Origin of the sequence: Flavobacterium sp. 103, assembly GCF_003096795.1 — a bacterium.
In the GTDB taxonomy this organism is placed as follows: Bacteria; Bacteroidota; Bacteroidia; order Flavobacteriales; family Flavobacteriaceae; genus Flavobacterium.
The window spans coordinates 1,518,597-1,541,288 of sequence record NZ_QENX01000001.1 but is presented as its reverse complement, the minus strand read 5'-3'; the positions used below and the strand labels follow the sequence as shown (position 1 = coordinate 1,541,288).

Genomic DNA, 22,692 nt, shown 5'->3' with positions numbered 1-22,692 from the left:
TTTAAATAATTTCTAAACGCTACCTTTTGTAAACCAATAATACATAAAATAATAGGGTGCTATTTCAAGAGTGCAAAGATATAAAATAAAATAAAACAACTTGCTGAAAATTTCCTTTCTGTAATTTTTTATGGAGTACACATATAGTAAAACGTTTAAAACTAAGATACTATATAAAACCAGTAGTGGGATATTTTTTAAAATAGATTCATAATAGAATAAAATGATGTCAATTGGCAGTAGTAATAAGCCTACATATGTTCGGTAGGTAACTTTCTGTAAATTAAACTGTTCGACAAGTTCTTCAATTCTGAATGAAGTTGCAATTATTTTTTCGATTAAAAATTTTGATAAAATGAAGTAAATGACAAAAGTGAATATTTGTATGAATAGGATCAAATCTGTTTTTGAACCATAACCAAAATTGCTCAGTAAAATTTGGATAAAAAACGAAAACGAAATAATTTGAACAATAAATAAAGAGATGGAAAACATTCCCATCAAATGACTACTGTCTCTGTATATTCGAACGTATTTGTCTGAAAATATCAATTTAGTGAAATCTTCAAAGCGATTTTCATAGACGGATTTGGTTAAAGCAATAATGCCAAAAGCCAAGATAAAAACGAGTGTTACCCAGTCGTTAGTGTCGGTTATTCTAGGATGAAGTACGTGTTCAGTCATAATTAGAGCAAAATTAGTGATTTTTATATCATTATTTATTATAATTTTATAATAATCAAATGGCATAAAAAGGTTACTTTTGCACGGAAATTACGCGAAACATGAACAATTGTATTGTTATAATCCCCACCTATAACGAAATTGAAAACATAGAAAGCATTATTAGAGCAGTGCTCTCTCAACACAAACCTTTCCATGTCTTAATTATTGATGATAACTCTCCAGATCATACTGCGGATAAAGTGGTTATGCTTCAGTCAGAGTACAACGGTAGGTTGTTTTTGGAAAAAAGAGCGAAGAAATCGGGGCTGGGGACTGCCTATGTACATGGTTTTAAGTGGGCATTGCAAAATAACTATGATTTTATTTTCGAAATGGACGCTGATTTTTCTCATAATCCTTCTGATTTAGAGAAATTATATGATGCGTGTCATTTTGGAGATGCTGATTTATCGATTGGATCGCGTTATGTTACTGGGGTAAATGTTGTCAATTGGCCTTTAAGTCGTGTTTTAATGTCGTATTTTGCATCGGTTTATGTTCGTATGATTACCGGAATGAAAATACACGATGCTACCGCGGGATTTGTTTGTTACAAAAGAGCAGTACTCGAAACAATTAATTTGGATAGAATTAAATTTGTTGGATATGCTTTTCAGATTGAAATGAAATACCGAACGTATTGTAAAAAATTCGCCATTTCGGAAGTGCCTATTATCTTTACCGATAGAACCAAAGGGCAGTCCAAAATGAGCAATTCCATAATTGTTGAAGCCGTATTTGGAGTTATAATGTTGCGTTTAAAAAAGTTAGTTAACAGTTTGTAAAAGAAAGATACTATGAATAGATATTTGATTAAAAATGCTAAAATAGTAAATGAAGGAGTTATTTTTGAAGGGGATGTGCTGGTAGAGAATGACCTTATTGTTGAGGTTTCTGAGAACATTAGCCTGAAATCTTCAGATTGTATGATTATTGATGCAGAAGGGAATTATCTTTTGCCTGGAGTTATCGATGATCAAGTGCATTTTAGAGAACCGGGATTAACTCATAAAGGGGATATTGAATCGGAATCTAGAGCTGCGGTTGCAGGCGGAATTACATCTTACATAGAGCAACCAAATACAGTTCCTAATGCTGTTACCCAAGAAATTCTTGAAGAAAAGTATAAAATTGCAGCCGAAAAGTCTTTTGCCAATTATTCTTTTATGATGGGCGCCACCAATGACAATCTTGAGGAAGTTTTAAAGACAAACCCTAAGAATGTTGCTGGAATCAAAATATTTTTAGGTTCTTCAACGGGAAACATGTTGGTGGATAATGAAGCAGTTTTGGAAAAAATATTCGCTTGTACATCCATGTTGATTGCAGTTCATTGTGAAGATGAAATGACAATAAAGAATAATTTAGAAAAATACAAAGAAGAATATGGTGAAGATGTTCCGGTAACTGCACATCATCTTATCCGCAGCGAAGAAGCCTGTTATATTTCGTCTTCAAAAGCTGTTGCTTTGGCCAAAAAAACGGGTGCAAGATTGCATGTCTTTCATCTTTCGACTGCCAAAGAAATGGAATTGTTTACCAATAAAATTCCACTTGAGGATAAAAAAATTACCGCCGAAGTTTGTGTGCATCATTTATGGTTTACCAATGATGATTATGCTACAAAAGGAAATCTAATTAAATGGAATCCTGCTGTAAAAACTGCTAACGATAGAAAAGTGTTATGGGAAGCGCTTAATGACGGACGCATTGATGTTGTGGCGACGGATCACGCTCCACATACATTGGATGAGAAAAAACAAAAATACCTGCAAGCTCCTTCTGGTGGGCCATTAGTGCAACATGCTCTTGTGGCTATGTTTGAGGCGCATCATCAAGGAAAAATAAGTGTCGAGAAAATTGTAGAAAAAATGTGCCACAATCCGGCCAAGATTTTTAAAATTGAAAAAAGAGGTTTTATCAAAGAGGGTTATTTTGCCGATTTGGTTATTATCAATGCAGGATTGCCTTGGAGTGTAAAGAAAGAAAATATACTTTCGAAATGTGGTTGGTCTCCTTTTGAAGGCTTTACTTTTAAATCTAGAATTACGCATACTTTTGTAAATGGTAAGTTGGTTTATTCTGGTTTTAAGGTAAAAGATATTCGTGCAGGTAAAAGAATGTTGTTTGATAGATAAAATCTTATATGAAAAAATACATTTCCCTTTTTGCTTTAGTTGCCTTGTTTTTGAGCTGCAATAAGGATTTGGTTGAAAAACCAGATAATCTTATTGACAAAAAAGTGATGGGAGATATTTATTATGACATGTCAATTTTGGAAGCTTTAAAATATCAAAATCCAAATTCATTATACACGAACGGAATCAATCCAAAGACTTATATTTTTAAAAAATATAAAATTGACAGCCTTCAATTTGCGAAAAGCAATGCTTATTATGCCGCTGATTATAGAGAGTACAAAAAAATGTACGATGCCCTTAACGACCGTTTGAAAAAGGAAAAAACAGCAGTAGATTTGATAATAAAAAAAGAGGCAAAAAAAGAGGCTGCACTTAAAAAAGCAAGAGCAAAAAAGGTGCAGGATTCTATAACAAAGGCGAAAAAAATAAAGGATTTGAAAATCAAAAAAGAAAAAGATTCCATTGCCCAAAAGAAACAAGAAATAAAAGCCAAAAAATAAAAGCAGTTACAAATTTGTAATTTCCTTTATATAAGTATGAACGTCTATGAATGTAATATTCAGGGCGTTTTTTATTTTTTCATTGGAATATAAATCAGTTGTGTAAGAAGATCTTGCGGAGGCTTTGCTTAATTGCCGCTTTTGATAAAAAATATTGGAAGCAACCCAGTCCAATTTTGATAAAACATTTATCATAAATGGAGTTGCATGATATTTAGGTCTTTTGACTTTTAGAGCATCGGCAATAGAAAAAAGCAGATCCTTAAAAATAATATTCTCGCTTATTAATGTAAATCGTTCGCCATGAATGGGGCTTTTCATTAGCAAATACATTACGTCTACCACATCCGAAACGGCTACAAAACCTGTTAATCCTTTGGTGTAAAAAGCTAGTCCGTTTTTTACTTTTGTGAAAAGTTCACCGCTTCCTTGGTTCCAAAATCCTGGACCAATAATGACACCTGGATTTACAATCACTACTTCAAGTCCTTCTTGCAGTGCACGCCATATTTCCATTTCGGCACCATATTTTGAAATAGCATAATCGCTATGCGGTTTTTCGGGATTCCATTCAGTTTCTTCGGTAATAATGGATTCGTGCTCCGGCAAGTCGCCAAGAGCAGCTATGGAGCTCACATGACAAAGTTTTTTGACATTATTGGCTAAACAAAAATTGACAATGTTTGCTGTGCCTTCGATATTGGTTTTTCGAACGAGTTCTTCCTCTTTTGGGTCAAAAGAAATCATCGCCGCACAATGGTATACTTGATCTATTCCCTGAAAGGCATTTTCTAAGGTGGGAATATCCAGAACATCACCTTGAATCCATTGGATGGAATCATAAAGGCCATTTTTTTGGTACAATGAAAAAAGAGCTTTGGTTTTTTGGGTGCTGTCTAAATTTCTATAGATGGCACTTACATTTTCTCCCTTTTCCAATAGGTGAATTAAAAGATGTGCGCCTACTAAACCTGTTCCTCCTGTGACTAATACCATTTTGTAAATGTAATAAAATCAATTTCAATGGCAATTTCAAAAATCAAAAATCAATTTAAAAACATTGAATTATCGTTTCCATTGCCATTGAAATTGAAATTGAATTTTGCCATTGAATTTCCTACCTTTGCTCAAAATTGATTATTTTATAGATGAAAAATATTATTTCCGAATTACAATGGCGTGGTTTAGTACATGACATCATGCCTGGGACTGAAGAACAACTTTTAAAAGAAATGACAACCACTTATATTGGATTTGATCCCACATCAGATTCATTGCATATTGGTAGTTTAGTGCCGATTATTTTATTGGTTCACCTTAAAAATTTTGGTCACAAACCAATTGCTTTGGTAGGTGGTGCGACTGGAATGATTGGAGATCCTTCCGGAAAATCGGATGAGAGAAATTTATTGGATGAAGCGACTTTAAATCATAATGTTGAAGGAATAAAAAGTGTTTTGTCTCGTTTTTTAGATTTTAATGATACTGCTGCCAATGCTCCGGTTTTGGTAAATAACTACGATTGGATGAAAGGTTTGTCATTCATCAATTTTGCTCGTGATGTGGGTAAACGTATCACTGTAAATTATATGATGGCCAAAGATTCTGTAAAGAAAAGATTGTCTGGCGAAGGCGAAGGAATGTCGTTTACGGAGTTTACTTATCAATTGATTCAAGGATATGATTTCTATCATTTGCATAAAGAATACAATTGTTTGTTGCAAATGGGTGGTTCGGATCAATGGGGGAATATCACCACTGGAACCGAATTAGTTCGTAGAATGAACGTTGGAGAAGAAGCCAAAGCTTTTGCAATGACTTGTCCGTTAATTACCAAAGCTGATGGTTCTAAATTTGGAAAATCCGAAGGTGGAAACGTTTGGTTAACTGCAGATAAAACTTCGGTGTATAAATTTTACCAATTCTGGTTGAATACTACCGATGTGGATGCCGAGAAGTATATCAAGATTTTTACTTTCTTGGACAAAGAAACCATTGATGCTTTAATCGAAGAGCATAAAGTAGCGCCACATTTAAGAGTATTACAAAGAAAATTAGCTGAAGAGTTAACTGTTTTTGTGCATTCTGCAGAAGAATTGGAGAAAGCGATTAAAGCCTCAAATATTCTTTTTGGAAATGCTACTGCCGATGATTTGAAACAATTGGATGAAGCTACTTTTCTAGAAGTTTTTGACGGTGTTCCTCAAGCTGAAATTTCAAAAAGCGATGTTGAAGCAGGATTGGATATTGTTCAAGTTTTGAATGAAAAGACAGGTTTCTTTAAATCTAATGGAGAGGCAAGAAGAGCCTTAATTGCCAATTCTATTTCGGTGAATAAAGAAAAAGTAAATGAAACGTTTGTGCTTTCTTCAAAGGACTTGATAAATAATCAGTTTGTGCTTTTGCAAAGTGGTAAGAAAAATTATTTTTTGATCAGGATTGTTTAACTGTTTTATATGTTTAATCGGTAAATCGTTTATTTGTTTAACCGATTCAACTTTTTTAAACAACCATTAGATTACAACCTCGGATATCTGAGTTATCAAAACGTCCCAATACTTCGAAAGTGGTATTGGGATATTTTTTGCCTAAATCTTGCGTGGCAATAAAGGAACAGGAATTGATGTTGGCTAGGTCGATAACGTTAATTCCACCCGTTTTTCCGTCGTTTATATAGGTTAAAGCATCTTCGGTGTCGCGAATGTGTATTTGCATCCATGAAGGGCATTCAAATAAGCCATTTCCTAACGAATAAGCTTGGGATAACAATTCGGTCATACCATATTCAGAATGGATGGCTGAAACTCCAAATCCGTTACAAAGCTGCTCGTGCAATTCTTCTCTAATCATTTCTTTGCGCTTTCCTTTCATACCACCGGTTTCCATGGTAATCGTGTGCTGCAGTTGGAATGTTCTTTTTTCGATTAAATCCAATAAAGCATAGGTAACTCCAATGAGAATTACATTTTGTCCCGCTTGGTCTAATTCTATCAGTTTTTGAATGAGTTCTTCGTGATTGTTGAGGTAAAATCCACTATTGCTATTGTTTGTGAGTTGTATCAAATCTTCGACCATGTAAATCAAAGAAGAGCCTTCTCTTTCCAAATAAGATGGAAGTAAAGCCAAAACCACATAATCCTCAATATTGCCGTAAAATTGAGAAAACCCTTTCCGATAGCTTTCTTCATAAATGGAAACATCGGTAACCAGATGTCTGCTTGTGATGGTACCTGTTGTTCCGCTACTCGTAAAAGTTGCTTCAATTGGATTGTTGTTTGAAACAATACTGTGGCTTTTGAAAAATTGTATAGGCAAAAAAGGAATTTGATGCAACGATTTTACTTTTTGCGGATTTGTTTTTAGCAAATCACAAAATTCTTGGTACACCAAATTGTTTTCATATTGAAATCGGAATACTTTTAAAGCTATTTTTTCAAATTGCTTCTGACTCGAAATGGTAAATATGTCGCTGGCTGTAATCAAGTTCTTTTTTTTTTTTTTGAGGACAAAGGTATTATTATTTTGGAACCTTTTTTTGGTTTTTGATGTTTATGACTTTGAAAAGTTTCAAAAAAAAAGTTCCAATTTTAATTGGAACTTTTGTGAATATTTTAAGAAGAATTATTGGATTATTAATTTTCTGCTGCTCGTTGCGCTTTCTTCAGTGATTTTAATGATGTAAACCCCAGGAGAAAGGTTGGAAACGTTTAATTCTTTGTTGCTAATAATGGTTTGCAATACTTTTTTTCCTAATACGTCAAAAATGATAATTTCTTTTTCTAAGTCGTTTTTTGAAGAAATATATACTTTACCATTAGTCACGGGGTTTGGATACAAATTTAACCCTTCAATTGAAGTGCTTTCTTGTATTTTTGGCGGTTGTTTACTTTCTTGTGCAGTTGCACCCGAAGTAAAGAAAATGGCCAATAAGAGAATAATATAAAAGTAGTTTTTTGTCATTCACATTATAAATTACCCGTAAATATAAGAAAAATATTTTAGATAAAAAAAATACCTCTCAGTTTTTGAGAGGCATTTTTAACTAATTCAAAGATTTATTATTTTATTAAAGTATTTCCGTCTACAGTTGACCAAGCTCCGTTTGTTAATGAAGCTCCTGTTGCATTAGTACTGGTTACAAATTGACCAGCAGGGAAATTAACAGCAAGTGGTGTGCCAGAAACAGTTGCTCCTAAAATGTTTACACTAGTATTTGTAATAGTTACATTAGTCATTTTAATTCTAGAACCATTTACTTGGTTAGTGTTTGTAGAAGCATCTTGAATTTTACAAGCTGCACCAGTATAAGTTACACTTCCTTCAGTATAGTTACCATATCCGTCAATGATGATGTTGCTGTAATCTCCATTTCCTTCTTTTTTGAATTGGAAGGCATCAACTTGTACATCACCCGCTACTTCTGGTGTAGTACCTGCAGCTCTTTTTAAAGTGATATTAGTAACTTTTGGCCAAAATGCATTATTATTAGCTGAACATTCAATTTCCATACCATAGTTTCCTTTAGCAGTTTGGTAAGCATACCAATTGCTATTGTTTTGACCTTGCCATCCATCTTGCCAGTCAAAAGCATCATCGTAATTTCCGTAAGAAATTGCATTAGTCATACTTACAGTTCCTCCAAAAAATTCATATCCGTCATCTGCTCCTTTGTAAGAAACTAAGTGATCTAAAGTTGTTCCTGAACCTACAGAGTAAAAAGTAAACCCATTGTTTTCTTTTGTTCCATCAGCCAATTTTGCTCCGGCATATTCTACTCTAGCATATACTAACGATCCGCCATTGTGAGTAGCATTTGTTCCTCCGTAAGGTAATGAATTTCCATCTTCAGAAGTTGAAGTTGTTACACCACCAACAGCTTTGATAGGTGCATCACCATAGATAATGATTCCTCCCCAAGATCCTGGAGTTTTAGATGCTTCAGTAAATACAACTGGTTTGTCAGCTGTTCCTTTGATGATTAGTTTACCACCGTTCAAAACCACTAAAGCATTGTCTCCTGTAGTTTTGTTACAAGTAATGGTAGAACCTGCTTCAAAAGTTACTGTTACACCTGAAGCTACCTTAACGATACCTTTCAAAGTGTAGTTACCATAAGCGTAAGTTTTGTCAGCTGAAAAAGTTCCTGTAATTTCTCCAGTTGCAGCTGGAACTGCAGTTACTGTTACTGTTTTTGTTACTGATGCGGCTGCTCCAGAAACTGTATAAGTGATTAAAGATGTACCAACAGATACTGCGGTAATTACACCTGTTTTAGCTTCAACTGTTGCTACCGCGGGAGTAGCACTTGTAAAAGTACCTCCTGTAGTTGTACTTGAAAAAGTAGTAGTTGTACCTACAACGATACTTTCGGTCCCCGTTAAAGGAGCTACTGTAATTGGATTCTCATCATTACTACTACATGATGTGATAAATAAGCCTAAAGACATTGCTAAAGCTAAAAATTTTGTTTTCATAGTTTGAGTGTTATTTTTCATAATTTGATATGTCAAAAGTACTTTGAGAGTTCGGAATGGATGTTACCTAATAATTACAAAAAAGTTATTAAAATCAATCTTAATTGTGATGTTAATGTTAAGAAATTTTGGTGCTGATAAATAAAAAAGCCTCTAATGAATTAGAGGCTTTATGTGGATGGTGTGCCTTTTAGAAGGTATATCCTAAACTCATTGAGAATTCAACACCTTTCTTGTAATTGCGAATAGTTGGATCCTCTAGTAAAGGAGCGTTACCATCATTTCCTTGTTCAAATTTTATATTTGGATTTAAGATGTTTTGAGCCGAAAATTTTAAATCTATGTTTTTGGATACTTTACTTCCCCAAACAAAATCCAATTGATTAACCGGTAATTCATATATATGGTCTAAACCTCCTGTACCAATTGCGTAAATTCTTTTTCCGAATACGGAGTATACTAGAGATAATGTGTTGCTCCATTCTGAGCTAAAATTGAATTGGTATTTTAAATCTGAATTAATTAAATATTTTGAAGCTCCTTGTAGCTCTCTTTTTTGATGTGTTTCAATAGAGGTAGTAACATTTCCATCAGCATCTGTGAAAGTAGGTTTTACATCTACTTGAGTGTGCATTAATGAAGTATTGAATCCCCAAGAGAAATCAGCTAAGTTTTCATTGATTCTTCCTAAATCATACAAGAAATCAAATTCAGCTCCAAATAATACTGCTTGATCCGAATTTAAATAAGTTGTGATTGTCGTATTGGCTGCATTGGCAATGAAAGTACGTTCTATTGGATCTAAAATTTTCTTTCCAAACAAGCCTACAGAAAAAAGTTCTTTTGCAGATGGGAATATTTCATATTTCAAATCTACATTGTAGTTTTCGCTATTTAATAAATAAGGATTTCCTCTTGTAGAAGTTCCATCGGCATTGATGTATTCTATTGGGTAGGCTTCCATTATAATAGGCAAAGTATATGTTTTTGTTGCAGAAAAACGCATGTTTGAAGCGTCAGTAACTGCATATTTCACATTCAATGAAGGCAAGAAGTATAAATTATCATAGGATAATTTTATAAATGGATCGTTGAAAGATCCTTGTGCTCTGTATTGAGTTTCTCTCAAAGTGCTTTCTACTCTCAAACCTCCGTTAACCTCCCATTTGTTGTCAAAATTGTACAATAGGTTTGCATAACCAGCATTCGCCGATTGAAATAATTTGGCTTGCCAAGTAGCGTTAGAACTTTCTCTAAAAGCAAAATCATTATTGGCTAAATAGCTGTTTAATTGAGTATCGATATTGTTAATTGGTCCAGTGAATGTTGGCCCGGTTGTAGGAACTACAAATCGATACGAAGATTCCATGTTTGAAGCATAGCCATTATAACCAACCGAGAATTTTTTGTTTTTTTCTTCTTTTCCGAATTTATAATTGTACTCTGCCAACCCTGAATAATAATAATCACTGGTGATGTCTAGATATTGGCGAATAAAATTGTTCCCTGCAATTGAGGTTGTGATGTCAGTATCTCCTGATTTTGGTCCAGAGAAAAATTTACGGTCTGGTTGTGCAAATTTTGTAAAAGCATAGGAAACTCCAGCTTTTATGTTTTGATCATTATTTTCTGTTAAAGCATATTCTCCTAACAATTGGTTGTTCAGATATGCTGTTTCATCCAATTGATTCGTTCTTATTAAAACATCATTGTTTGCTGTACTGGTATTTGGAACTCCAAATTGATCTTGTATTAAACTTTTTGTTGTCTTAATATAGGTAGTGTTGTAAGACAGTTTTAGTTTTTTGGTATTATAATTTAAACCAACCAATCCTGTAAAAGAAGTTTCATAAGAGTAATCAGTTGTTACAAAATTACTGTTGTAAACATAACCCGATGGATTGTTATTGAAGTTTCTTTGTACCCCGTTTGTGATTTTATAATCATTATCGAATGAAAGTGACAATAAATAAGAAAAGCTTTTTTCGTTTTCGAAATCAAATTTTTCTGAATTCAAGAAACTAATACTCGTGTTTAATGGGCTTTTAGTATCGGCAACATTGAAACCACTGTCTTTATAAGCATTCAACGATTGCTCTGGAGTCAAGGTTACAGATGCTGGTGAACTCCCTAATGCAGAAGGAATTTTTCTGTATTTTCCAGTTAATCCAAAAAAACCTTCCGGAGAATCGGCATTTTCGGCAATTAAAAAATCAGAAAAGCTATTGTTTGTAGTGTAACCAATGCCAATGCTTAATTTAGTGATGCTTTTTGATGGTCTTGTTGTTTGGATATTAAAAGTACCTCCGGCGAAATCACCGTAAATGTTAGTATTAAACGTTTTGTACACATCAATTACACCTACAATGTCAGTTGGGAATAAATCCAAAGCGATGTATTTGTTGTATGGATTGTTTGAAGGTGCAGCTAAATCATTAATCAATAAATTATTGTAACGGTCTTCCAGTCCGCGTACGAATAAACCTCTTGAGCCCACTTTTGTGATTCCGGTGATTTTGGTTAAACCTTCCTCGACATCGCTAACCCCTTTTCTTGACATTTCTTGGGCTCCGATACTTTGCTTGATTACAACTGCATTTTTTTGTTCTAATAATAATGCCGTTTCTTTTTCACGTCCGCCGCTTGATTTTACAACTACGTCTTTTAGTTTGTAACTTCCGGAACCCAAAGAGCTATTTACAGTTGCAGTTTCATTGGCGACTACAGTTACAGGAACTTCTGTAGTTTCATAACCTACAAAACTAAATTGTACAGTGTAATTTCCTGGAGCTATAGTAATTGTATATTTTCCTTCTACATCAGTGTTGGCGCCAATTTTTGTTCCTTTTATTTGCACATTGGCAAATGGTAAGGATTGATTGTTGGAATCTTTGTCTAATAAAACACCTGTTATTGTTCCTTTATTTTGTGAAAAACCAATAACACAAATAAACAGTGTAAAGAATAGAAATTTTAATTTCATTTTTAGTAGTATTTAATTTTCTGCAAAGAAATGGTGGGATTCTAGTCTTTGTGTTAACATCAAGTTATGAATGGATATCATAATTATTATGAAATCGTTAACATATTAAATTAAGGTTAAGTCCGCTTTTTTAGTATTGATACTTACCGTTTATTATTACTTTTACATTGCAATAAAAAGTCATTGTGTTTAATTAAGAGATAAATACAATAGAAAAACTTAATTTTTGCTATTAATATGAAGAAAAGAAACACCAAAATTCTACTGGTTGATGATGAACCAGATATTTTAGAAATTGTAGGCTATAACCTAGCACAAGAAGGATATCAGATTGTTACGGCTGTCAATGGTAAAGATGCTATTGAAAAAGCAAAAAAAGAAATGCCAAGCCTTATCATAATGGATGTTATGATGCCAGAAATGGACGGAATGGAAGCTTGTGAACATATTAGAAGAATACCTGAGTTGAATAATGTTATCATTACATTTTTGACGGCAAGAAGTGAAGATTATTCTCAAGTAGCTGGTTTTGATGCCGGTGCCGATGATTATATTACTAAACCGATAAAACCAAAATTATTGGTTAGCAAAGTGAAAGCATTGTTGCGAAGATTGAAAGAACAAGATCAAAACAGCGAAACACTTAATGTGGGCGGAATCGAAATCAACCGCGAAGAATATAAAATTGTAAAGGATAATCTAGAAATTGCCTTACCAAGAAAAGAATTCGAGTTGTTTTATCTACTGGCTTCAAAACCCGGAAAAGTTTTCAAACGAGAAGAAATACTGGATAAGGTTTGGGGAAATGATGTAGTGGTTGGTGGTAGAACAATCGATGTTCACATTAGAAAACTTCGTGAAAAAATAGGGGATGATCTTTTTAAGACCATAAAAGGAGTAGGGTATAAATTTGAAGTTTAAATAAATGGTACTTTTGATAGATTTTAAAAGTCTTTTCAAATAACCATAATGCGCGTGCTAAAATAATAATGAAAATCAATTTCAAAAAAAGTTACAAGTTTGCTATAAAATCAGCTTTGTATATCAGTTTATTTGTCTCAGGATTTTGCATGATTCTATCTGTAATACTGTTCAAATCTTCTTTTGTCAGCATGTTGTTGTTTGGTTTTATCAGCCTGTTTTTTGTTTATGTATTTTCATTTTTTGTTTTGCAATACCGAGTGGAACGATTTATTTACCGCAGAGTAAAGAAAATTTACGATGATGTGGCATTATTAGAATCGAGTACATTTATCAATAAGCCCATCACCACCGATATGGAAACTTTAACTCGAGAAGTGAAGAAGTTTGCTACCGACAAAAAGTTGGAAATTGAGATGCTTCAAATACGTGAAGAGTATAGAAGAGAATTTTTAGGAAATGTTTCCCATGAGCTTAAAACGCCATTATTTACGGTTCAAGGTTATTTGTCAACACTTATTGATGGTGCCATGGAGGATAAAACCATCAGAAAGAAATACCTAAAACGTGCCGAAAAAGGAGTGGAGCGATTGATTTATATTGTCGAAGATTTGGATATGATTACCAAATTGGAATCGGGGGATCTGAATCTTGATTTTACAAAATTTGATATCGTAAAATTAATTCAGAATGTTTTCGATTTGTTGGAAATGAAAGCTGATAAAAAGAACATCACTTTGGCATTCGAAAATGATAACATTCAGCCCATTTTTGTTAATGGTGATAAAGACAAAATCCAGCAAGTAGTCGAGAATTTGATTGTAAACTCGATAAAATATGGAAAAGAAGGCGGTTTGACCGAAGTTTCAATTGTGAATTTAACCAACAAAAAAGTATTGGTCAGGGTTACCGATAATGGAGAAGGAATTGAGTCTCAAAATATACCAAGACTTTTTGAGCGATTTTATAGAGTGGACAAAAGCGGTTCTCGTACCGAAGGAGGTTCAGGATTAGGACTTTCCATAGTGAAGCATATAATTGAAGCTCATAAAGAAAAAATTTATGTCGAAAGTGAGTTTGGAATAGGTTCCGAATTCTCTTTTACACTCGAAAAGACATACATCACTGATCAATTTGGCTTAAAAAAGAAATTAAATTAAACATTAGTTAACTTTAAAGGAATGTTTGTAAGTAGTTGATTTTTAGGTTAAATAAAATTTTGAATAAGAAAATTACATATTAAATTGACTAGGAAAAACCCCATTAACATTAAATTATCATCTAAATAACATTGCGTTAACTTTAACTTAACATTGCAGTATCACCTTTGCGGCAAATTAACATTCATATTAAAAGAAAATGAAAAAAGTTATAGTTGCAATAATGATATCAATTTGTGGTATAGTTAATGCTCAGGAAGTTGAAAATGACTCAATTAAACCAATTAGTCTTGACTCATTACAACAAGCCATAAATGAACATCAATTAAAATTTGATGCTCTTAATGAACAGATATCCCCTTTACAGGAAGAGGTTGACAGAATGTCTAAGTTGAAAATATCGGGTTATATGCAAGTTCAGTATGAGATGTATAATTATCAAGATGTACCGACTGCTACAGGAATGTTTCAATTGAAACCTGGAACATCCGAAACCAACGTGCCTTTGACTACCAATCCTGTTGATGTCTCTAATTCTTTCGTGATAAGAAGAGCAAGGGTTAAATTTACATATAAGCCTATTGAGGGAGTGGCATTCGTTTTACAGCCTAATTTTTCTTTTAGCGCGGTAACTTTGAAAGATGCCTATGTACAGTTGAATGATCCTTGGTTGAACACTTTTCAATTGTGGGTTGGACAATTCAACAGACCTGATTATGAGGTAGAATTTTCTTCAAGAGACAGAATAATATTGGAAAGAAGTAGAATGACAACTATTTTATATCCTCAAGAAAGAGATTTGGGAGCAAAGTTTGTTGTTGATTTTGCTACTAGATATGAAATTCCTTTGAAAATTGATTTCGCAGCATTTAACGGAAATTTTGGAGAAGGACCAATTGCTAATCAAGTTTCGGATGTGGACAGTCACAAAGATATTGCGATAAGAGCAACTTATTCCTTGAAATTTCCAAGCGCAGGTTTAGGAATTGATTTTGGTGGAAATGGTTATTTTGGAAAAAATACTGTTTTTGCGGCTGGTACCTATAGTGATATTAATAACAATCCATTTACGGCAGCGGTTGGCGATATATTAGATAAACATTGGTTTGGGGCTGAGCTTCAAATGTTTTACGATGTTTTAGGTGGTTTTGCTTTGAAGTCTCAATTCAATAAAGGAGTTATCTCTGGTACAGCAGGAAGTGCCATAGTAAACAATAATCCTTCATTTAACTTTAGTGGAGAAAGAGAATTCTTGGGGTATTATGTAGAATTGGAAAAAAACTTTGGGACAAAATTTCAAGCGGCAGTTCGTTATGATTCATGGGATCCAAATTCAAGATTATCTGGTGATGAGGTTACTGTAGCTCCAGATTTGAGAGTACATACTTGGTCATTTGCTTTTGACTATTTCTTTACTAATTATACAAAAATTGCTTTAGGATATTCAATGCCAATAAATGAAACAAGTTCAACAGTTGGTGGAATTTATACTAGTGATGTTAAAAACAATACAACAACCTTGAGATTTCAAGTTAATTTCTAAAAATTTTAAAAAAAATATTAATTTATATCAAAATGAAAACAACAAAATTAAAAGTAGCATTATTCATGCTAGTAGTTATGGGAATTGGTTTTTCTTTTACTACAGTTAACAAAGTAACAGTAAAAGGGTCTGACACTATGGTTATTTTGTCTCAAAAATGGGCTGAAGTATATATGAAGAAAAACCCGGGTGCTTCTATCCAAGTTACAGGTGGTGGATCTGGAGTAGGTTTGGCGGCATTAATTAACGGTTCTACGGATATTGCCAATTCAAGTCGTCCAATTAAACCTTCTGAAGTTGAAAAATTGAAAGCAAGATACGGATCAGTTGGAGTTGAGATTCCTTGTGCAAAAGATGGTTTGTCTGTTTATTTGAATAAAGCCAATCCAGTTACATCTCTTACTTTGAAACAAATTGGACAAATTTTTGCTGGAAAAATTACAAACTGGAAAGATGTAGGTGGTCCAGATGCTGCAATCAAATTATACGGAAGAGAAAGCAGTTCAGGAACTTTTGGTTTCTTTAAAGATAATGTAGTAAGAACTGATTTTTCACCATCTTGCCAGACATTGCCAGGAACAGCTGCAATTGTAAATGCAGTTAAAAAAGACAAATTTTCAATTGGCTACGGTGGAGCAGCCTATGCTGAAGGAGTAAAGGATTGTGCTGTGAAAAAAGATGATAAGAGTCCTGGGATTTTGCCAACTGCTGCAACGATTAAAAATCATACTTACCCAATTTCAAGGTATTTATACATGTATTTGAAATCAAGACCGACAGGTGAGGTTAAAGCGTTTATTGATTGGATTTTAAGTGCCGAAGGTCAGGCTATTATTGCTGAAGTAGGTTATTATCCTTTAAAGTAATTTGAAGTAAAATATCCCTCATTTTAATTTGAAGTGAGGGATATTTATGTTTATTCTATACGGAATGAGCATTATTGTAAGTAGGTAGTTAGCACCAATGATGATATGCGACTCGAGCGATAGCGAATTGGCGAAGCAATTACATATGACCGATAAAAATCAATTAATATCTACAGATGAATTCCTAAATAAATAAAATGGATTCCCAATTACCAATCAAACAAAGTTTCACTAAAGAAAGCTTAAAAAAGAAATTCAGGCTTTCTGAGTTTCTGGCCGAAAAAATTATTTCGTCGATTGCTTTTCTATCAATAGCAATTATTTTTCTGATTTTCATTTTTGTTTTCAAAGAGTCGTTGCCATTATTTAGTTTAGGTAGTGATGCTAAAGCAAAAACAGAAGCTCAAGTAACAACTGCAAATAAACCAGAATCTTATGGCACAGCTTCGGAAGAGTTGAAGCCTGAGTCATATGGAGCGGAGACTGCTGAGGATTTAAAACCGGAATCTTACGGTACGGAAACAACAGAGGAATTAAAACCGGAGACCTATGGTTCCGAAACTGCAGCAAAAGATGATTTGAAACCGGAAAGCTACGGAGACACTCCAAAAGAAGATTTAAGTGTTGCGCCGGCAGATGAGATGATGAATGCAGAATCCCAAAACAAAGAGGGGTCAGATAAAACTTGGAGTACTTTTTTTAGTACTGAGTGGGTTCCCGTTTCCGATAATCCGAGGTTTGGATTAATTGGTTTGTTAATAGGAACTTTGAAAGTGACTATTATTGCCATGCTCATTGCGGGTCCATTGGCAGTATTGGCCGCTTTGTTTACCTCTTGTTTTGCTTCCAAAAGAGTCAAAGAAATCATAAAACCCGTTATTGAAATGCTTGCCGCTTTTCCATCGGTGGTTATTGGTTTTTTTGCATTGATGGTTTTGGCTAGCTTTTTTCAGGATGTATTTGGATATGATTCCAGATTGAACGCTTTTATCGGTGGGGTGGCGATGGCTTTGGCCGCTATTCCAATTATTTATACGATTTCGGAGGATGCGTTGGCATCGGTTCCAAAAACGTATACCGAAGCGAGTCTGGCATTGGGCGCCAGCAAATGGCAAACCGCTTTTTTTGTGGTTTTACCGGCGGCAACTCCAGGTATTTTTGCCGCATTACTGCTAGGAGTTGGAAGGGTTTTTGGGGAAACAATGATCGCTTTGATGGCAACCGGAAATGCAGCTTTAATTTCTGCTAACCCTTTTGAAAGTGTGCGTACGTTTGCTGCGACAATTGGTTCTGAAATGGCCGAAACGGTATTTGGAGAAACGCATTACAGTGTTTTGTTCTTTATTGGGTCATTACTTTTTATTTTCTCTTTCGCCTTAAATGCTGTGGCTGAGTTTTATGTAAAAGGCAAATTGTTGAAAAAATTCCAAGGAAAATAATTATGGATAAAATTATAAATGAATCAGAAAATCACTTTTTTTCCGGTAAAAAAAGTACTTCGGAAATAAAAGGAAAAATTTTCATTGGTATTACTCAATTAGCTGTAATCCTAATTATTGCCATTCTTTTTATTATTTTGGGAATCATAATTTACCAAGGAAGAACTAAATTCTCATGGGAATTTATATCTACTTTCCCAACAAATGGAATGACCGAAGGGGGAATTTTCCCAGCTTTGATAGGTACTTTTATTTTAGTGATTGTTATGTCTATTGCGGCAGTTCCTTTTGGAACAATTACCGCACTTTACTTAACAGAATATGCCAGTGAAAATTCCAAATTTGCGGCTGCGGTTCGATTTTCGGTTCGTACTTTGGCGGTAGTGCCATCGATTATATTTGGTCTTTTTGGTCTTGGATTTTTTATCCAATTTTTGGGAGCTGGTGCCGATACTGTTTTTAATGACGGACAATTGCGTTGGGGCCAACCCAATATTTTATGGGCGAGTTTAACGATGTCTTTATTGACTTTGCCAGTTATCATTGTTTCTGTTGAAGAATCCTTGAAAACTATTCCTCGTGAATTAAGGGAAGCTAGTTTGGCACTTGGCGCAACGAAATGGCAAACCATCAAAAAAGTGGTGCTTCCAGGTTCTGTTTCCGGAATTATGACAGGAACTATTCTTGCCGTAAGTAGAGGTGCCGGTGAGGTAGCCCCAATATTATTTACGGGTGCGGCCTATTATTTGGCGACACTGCCAGGATCTCTGAGTGATCAGTTTATGAATTTAGGATACCACGTTTATATTATGTCAACTCAATCTTCGGATGTGGAGAAGACGATGCCGATACAGTTTGCCACAACTTTAGTGTTGTTAATTTTGACACTGTCACTAAACGTCGTTGCCGTAATTATTAGATCAAGAATTAGAAGAAAAGCAAAATAAGACTTAGTTCAACTAAATAGATATTCTTTTAGATATAAAAAATATACAATGAAAGACATAAAAATAAAAGTTAATGATTTGTCATTATACTATGGTGAAAAGAAGGCGCTGAATGAAATCACAATGGATATTCCATCCAATAAAGTGACAGCCTTAATTGGACCTTCGGGTTGTGGGAAATCTACTTTTTTGAGATGCATCAACAGAATGAATGACTTGATTCCAAGTGTTTCCATTACTGGTCAAATGTTAGTGGAGGACGTTGACATCTACGATAAAAATGTGGATGTGGTTAATATCCGAAAGAAGATTGGGATGGTTTTCCAAAAGTCGAATCCTTTTCCTAAATCTATTTATGAAAATATTGCTTACGGACCTCGTATCAATGGGATAAACAATAAAGCGGAATTGGATGAAATTGTAGAAAAATCATTGCGTCAGGCGGCTATTTGGGATGAGTTGAAAGATCGTTTGGAAGATTCTGCATTGGGACTTTCTGGAGGACAACAGCAACGTTTGTGTATTGGAAGAACGTTGGCGGTAAGTCCAGATATTATTTTGATGGATGAACCAGCAAGTGCCTTGGACCCAATCTCTACTTCAAAAATTGAGGAGTTGATACACGAGTTAAAAGAACAATACACAATCATTATCGTGACGCACAATATGCAACAAGCGGCTAGAACGAGTGATCACACTGCTTTCTTTTATATGGGTAATTTAATAGAAATGGGAAAAACAAATTCTATTTTTACCAAACCAATGCAAAAACAAACGGAAGATTATATTACAGGAAGATTTGGTTAATGGTTTTAAGTATATTAGTTTTGGTATGATAGTTGATTTTGAACTATTGAACTTTTAGACTATTAAATTTATAAACTTCTACAATTTTAAACAAAATACAATGGCAACACATTTCGAAATGGAACTAGATAATTTAAAAAGTATTATTAAAAAAATCGGAAAATTGGCTGAAGGCCAAGTGAGCGAAGCAGTCAAAATACTTTTACAGGAACCGGAAGCCGCTGAAGGAAAAGTTATAAAAAAGACCGAGAATAAAATTGATAAATTAGATGTCAAAATAGACGAAATCTGTCAAAGTATTTTTGCTTTGAAACAGCCTGTTGCTTCTGATTTGCGTTTTATTATGTCGGCAATGCAAATCAGTAATGAGATTGAACGAATAGGGGATTTATCTATTAGTATCGTTAAAAAAGCAAAAAACATAAAGGAAAAACACGATTTGATCTTAAAGTTCGATATTGGCGATATTGCAAGGCAAGTTGAATTAATTACGGCTAAAACCAACAATTGTTTTTCTGAGCAAAACGGTAAAGCTACCGGAGAGATATTTGTTTTAAATAAGGACATAAGAAATAGCTGTGAAGATGCCATTCATGATATTATCAATGAAATGAAGGTGAATTCTAAAGCTGTGGTTTCAGGAACCAATTTGGTGATTGTTTTGAAACATTTGGAACGCATTTCTGAGCATTGTACCAATATCGCGGAGTACGTTTATTTTACGGTTAATGCCAAAATTATCAAACACGATAAATTCGATGATTTGAGATCGGAAGACTAGTTTTTCTTTCAAAATTTAAAGAATATAAATTTTAAAAAGTCGGAACATTTGTTTGTTCCGGCTTTTTTGTTTTTGCAATGATGGTATTTTCTTTAAATTCAATTGTTTAACTTTATGCTTTGACTTCTATTTAATCCTTATGAAATGTTTTTTGCTACCTTTCTTTTTACTTTTTTATATTGGATTGTACAGCCAAAATGACACGCTATATTTTAAAAACAAAGAAATGATGGTTGGGAAAGTGAAAAGTATGTCAAATAATATACTTATTGCTGAAACTAAATATAGTGATCAGGATTTTAAAATTGAATTTGATAAAGTGGAAAGACTAATTTTAGTCAATAAATATTCTATTTATTTAGTTGATGGCAGTAGTTTTTACGGTACATTAAAATCAAATAAGGATAATGAAGTTACGATCACTTTTGGGGATTTAACACAGGATGTACGGGTTAATAAAATAGTCAGGTTGAATAAAATTGAAAATGGTTTTTGGAAACATTTTACAGGCTCACTTGATTTTGGATATAACTTAACAAAAACAAATAATAGTCAACAATTAACTTTTGCCTTACAATTGAATTATATTAGTGAAAAGTGGATTCACACCATTAAATATGATGAATTGAACACTGTTCAGGATGATGTTGAAGATATTGAAAGAGTGGATTTGGAGTTGGACACTAAAAAATATTATAAAAATAATTGGTTTTTTAATTCAAATTTTTCTTTTTTGTCAAATACAAGTCAATCCATAAAAGGAAGATATAGTCCAAGTTTGGGTATGGGGAATTATTTGGTCAGAAATAATAAACTTTATTTTTTGGTTGGAGGAGGTTTGACTTATAATATTGAAAAGTATTTTGATTCTGCAACAGACAAAAATTCATTTGAAGTGGTTTTGTCCACAGAATTTAATATGTTTAATTTTAAAGATATCAATATAAACACATCTATTTTAATGTTTCCTAGTTTGTCCGAAAAAGGTAGATTTAGAACAGATATTGATTTTTCATTCAAATATGATTTGCCCTTAGATTTTTATATAAAATCGTCTATCAGTGCCAATTATGACAATCAACCTTCACAAAATACAACAAAATTGGATTATGTTTTTTCAACAGGATTTGGTTGGAAACTAAAACATTGATTTTTTCTTTCGTATATCAAATGAACATAAAACGGTTTTATTGTCTCATAAAAACAAATAAAACAGAATTAGATCAATATTATTTTAGAATATTTTGAAGAGTTCTTCCCAATTTACTGTTGTTTCTATTTCAGGAAGTCCTTTGAATTGTTCTATTTGCGAAAGATTTTCAATTCTAAAGGCTTCTTGGGTTGCATAAGGTACTAAGCCTTCATTTTGCAGTTTTTCGGCCAGATAAATTTGTTCATATTGCCCGGGAGTGGGGATGAAAAATGCTTTTTTATGTAGTTTGACTAAATCCATTATGGTAGTGTATCCAGAACGGCACAGTATTTTTTTGCTTTCATTGAAAGTTTGTTCCAATTGACGGGTTTTCATGAAATTATAATAAGTTACATTTCCAACTTGTTCCTTTTTTTGTTCGGCTTCGATAATGCCTTTTACAAAAACTACTTTTCCTTGAAATCGCTTTATCTCTTCGGTAAGATGGGCTTCCAGTAATCCGCGTTGTGGTTCCGGTCCAGATAGAATAATCATTAAGTCGTATTGAATAGGCAAGGCCATTTTGTGCATACGGCTCAATGGCCCCAGATAACGTAAGTTTAAAGAGTTGTTTTCCAGATGACCCAATTTTCCTGTGAGATTCAATTTTGCATTGACATCGGGTATCCAGCAGGCATTGTATTTTTTTATAATATGTTGGTGTAATTTGCTGGTAATCCAAGTGGTGTTTCCAGTCATTACATTCAATTGATGAGTGATAAATACGGATGGAATTTTGTTACTGAAAACCCCCAGTCGATTATCGGATATGATACCGTCTATCTCATATTTCTGAATCCATTTTTTCACGATTCTTTTTTCTTCCCTGATTGCCTCAACCATTTTTGGGAGGTTTTTCATCAGTTTCCATTTGAAGTTTTTGCCGTTTTTGGCATATTCAATTTGGTAGGAAGGCAATTCGAGGGTTTTTAAATATGGGAATTCTTTTCGAAGTAACTCAAGGGCAACTCCATCTGAGGCAATTATTGGGGTAAAATTATTTTCTTGCAATGCTTTAATAATAGGAATGCAGCGGGTAGCATGACCCAGTCCCCAATTCAATGGAGTTATCAAAATAGTTTTATTTTTAGAGTCTAAATTCATGTGTCAGTCTTACAGTTTAGTTGTAAGGCGAAAGATACTGGATGCTTTGTTTTTTAATGTTTGCAATGTATTACTAAAAGATTATTTAATTTAATAAATTGAGATTTT

General features: G+C 33.7%; 19 protein-coding genes and 1 pseudogene. 13 read left to right on the top strand and 7 right to left on the bottom strand.

The window, feature by feature from the left end:
* Positions 1-12: 12 nt before the first annotated feature.
* On the bottom strand, positions 13-684 hold the full coding sequence (locus tag C8C85_RS06330; RefSeq protein ID WP_116798402.1) for a DUF4271 domain-containing protein: 672 nt from the start codon (positions 682-684) through the stop codon (positions 13-15).
* 101 nt (positions 685-785) lie between these two features.
* Between C8C85_RS06330 and C8C85_RS06325 the strand changes: the two genes are divergently transcribed.
* Genes C8C85_RS06325 through C8C85_RS06315 form a run of 3 tightly spaced genes read left to right on the top strand, consistent with a single transcriptional unit; the run spans position 786 to position 3,367 of the window.
* Complete coding sequence (locus C8C85_RS06325; RefSeq protein WP_116796316.1) at positions 786-1,511, top strand: polyprenol monophosphomannose synthase; 726 nt, start codon at positions 786-788, stop codon at positions 1,509-1,511.
* A gap of 12 nt (positions 1,512-1,523) precedes the next feature.
* The gene (locus tag C8C85_RS06320; RefSeq protein ID WP_116796315.1) at positions 1,524-2,864 is read left to right on the top strand and encodes a dihydroorotase; all 1,341 of its coding nucleotides are present in this window, start codon (positions 1,524-1,526) and stop codon (positions 2,862-2,864) included.
* Between the two features lie 8 nt (positions 2,865-2,872).
* Positions 2,873-3,367 (top strand): DUF4296 domain-containing protein, encoded by a 495-nt coding sequence (locus C8C85_RS06315; RefSeq protein ID WP_116796314.1) that lies wholly within the window; start codon positions 2,873-2,875, stop codon positions 3,365-3,367.
* Positions 3,368-3,373: 6 nt separating this feature from the next.
* Here C8C85_RS06315 and C8C85_RS06310 read toward each other — a convergent pair whose 3' ends face one another.
* Complete coding sequence (locus tag C8C85_RS06310; RefSeq protein WP_116796313.1) at positions 3,374-4,363, bottom strand: NAD-dependent epimerase/dehydratase family protein; 990 nt, start codon at positions 4,361-4,363, stop codon at positions 3,374-3,376.
* A 152-nt stretch (positions 4,364-4,515) separates the two neighbouring features.
* On the opposite strand from C8C85_RS06310, the gene tyrS reads away from it, so the two are divergent.
* Positions 4,516-5,814, top strand: coding sequence for a tyrosine--tRNA ligase (tyrS, locus tag C8C85_RS06305; RefSeq protein ID WP_116796312.1), 1,299 nt, complete (start codon positions 4,516-4,518; stop codon positions 5,812-5,814).
* Positions 5,815-5,869: 55 nt separating this feature from the next.
* On the opposite strand, the pseudogene C8C85_RS06300 reads toward tyrS, so the two are convergent.
* From C8C85_RS06300 to C8C85_RS06285, 4 genes and pseudogenes are all read right to left on the bottom strand, one after another.
* Positions 5,870-6,871, bottom strand: a pseudogene (locus C8C85_RS06300) (acyl transferase); the annotation flags it as partial.
* 117 nt (positions 6,872-6,988) lie between these two features.
* Complete coding sequence (locus tag C8C85_RS06295) at positions 6,989-7,327, bottom strand: T9SS type A sorting domain-containing protein (RefSeq protein WP_116796310.1); 339 nt, start codon at positions 7,325-7,327, stop codon at positions 6,989-6,991.
* Between the two features lie 98 nt (positions 7,328-7,425).
* Positions 7,426-8,841, bottom strand: a complete 1,416-nt coding sequence (locus C8C85_RS06290) for a hypothetical protein (RefSeq protein WP_243412076.1) — start codon at positions 8,839-8,841, stop codon at positions 7,426-7,428.
* Between the two features lie 190 nt (positions 8,842-9,031).
* Positions 9,032-11,824, bottom strand: a complete 2,793-nt coding sequence (locus tag C8C85_RS06285; protein WP_116796309.1) for a TonB-dependent receptor — start codon at positions 11,822-11,824, stop codon at positions 9,032-9,034.
* 237 nt (positions 11,825-12,061) lie between these two features.
* Here C8C85_RS06285 and C8C85_RS06280 point away from each other — a divergent pair, with 237 nt between their 5' ends.
* From C8C85_RS06280 to C8C85_RS06240, 9 genes are all read left to right on the top strand, one after another.
* A complete protein-coding gene (locus C8C85_RS06280; protein WP_111409632.1) occupies positions 12,062-12,745 on the top strand; it encodes a response regulator transcription factor in 684 nt (227 codons plus the stop codon).
* A gap of 68 nt (positions 12,746-12,813) precedes the next feature.
* Complete coding sequence (locus C8C85_RS06275) at positions 12,814-13,905, top strand: sensor histidine kinase (RefSeq protein WP_116796308.1); 1,092 nt, start codon at positions 12,814-12,816, stop codon at positions 13,903-13,905.
* Positions 13,906-14,104: 199 nt separating this feature from the next.
* Complete coding sequence (locus tag C8C85_RS06270) at positions 14,105-15,448, top strand: hypothetical protein (protein ID WP_116796307.1); 1,344 nt, start codon at positions 14,105-14,107, stop codon at positions 15,446-15,448.
* Positions 15,449-15,480: 32 nt separating this feature from the next.
* A complete protein-coding gene (locus C8C85_RS06265; RefSeq protein ID WP_116796306.1) occupies positions 15,481-16,314 on the top strand; it encodes a phosphate ABC transporter substrate-binding protein in 834 nt (277 codons plus the stop codon).
* 197 nt (positions 16,315-16,511) lie between these two features.
* Complete coding sequence (pstC, locus tag C8C85_RS06260; RefSeq protein ID WP_116796305.1) at positions 16,512-17,753, top strand: phosphate ABC transporter permease subunit PstC; 1,242 nt, start codon at positions 16,512-16,514, stop codon at positions 17,751-17,753.
* A gap of 2 nt (positions 17,754-17,755) precedes the next feature.
* A complete protein-coding gene (pstA, locus tag C8C85_RS06255; protein ID WP_116796304.1) occupies positions 17,756-18,700 on the top strand; it encodes a phosphate ABC transporter permease PstA in 945 nt (314 codons plus the stop codon).
* Between the two features lie 48 nt (positions 18,701-18,748).
* Positions 18,749-19,507, top strand: coding sequence for a phosphate ABC transporter ATP-binding protein PstB (gene pstB / locus C8C85_RS06250; RefSeq protein ID WP_116796303.1), 759 nt, complete (start codon positions 18,749-18,751; stop codon positions 19,505-19,507).
* A 100-nt stretch (positions 19,508-19,607) separates the two neighbouring features.
* Entirely contained in the window at positions 19,608-20,288 is a 681-nt protein-coding gene (phoU, locus tag C8C85_RS06245) for a phosphate signaling complex protein PhoU (protein WP_116796302.1), read from the top strand.
* A gap of 250 nt (positions 20,289-20,538) precedes the next feature.
* The gene (locus tag C8C85_RS06240) at positions 20,539-21,438 is read left to right on the top strand and encodes a DUF481 domain-containing protein (protein ID WP_165818101.1); all 900 of its coding nucleotides are present in this window, start codon (positions 20,539-20,541) and stop codon (positions 21,436-21,438) included.
* A gap of 84 nt (positions 21,439-21,522) precedes the next feature.
* On the opposite strand, the gene C8C85_RS06235 is transcribed toward C8C85_RS06240, so the two are convergent.
* The gene (locus C8C85_RS06235; protein ID WP_116796300.1) at positions 21,523-22,584 is read right to left on the bottom strand and encodes a glycosyltransferase family protein; all 1,062 of its coding nucleotides are present in this window, start codon (positions 22,582-22,584) and stop codon (positions 21,523-21,525) included.
* Positions 22,585-22,692: the final 108 nt, after the last annotated feature.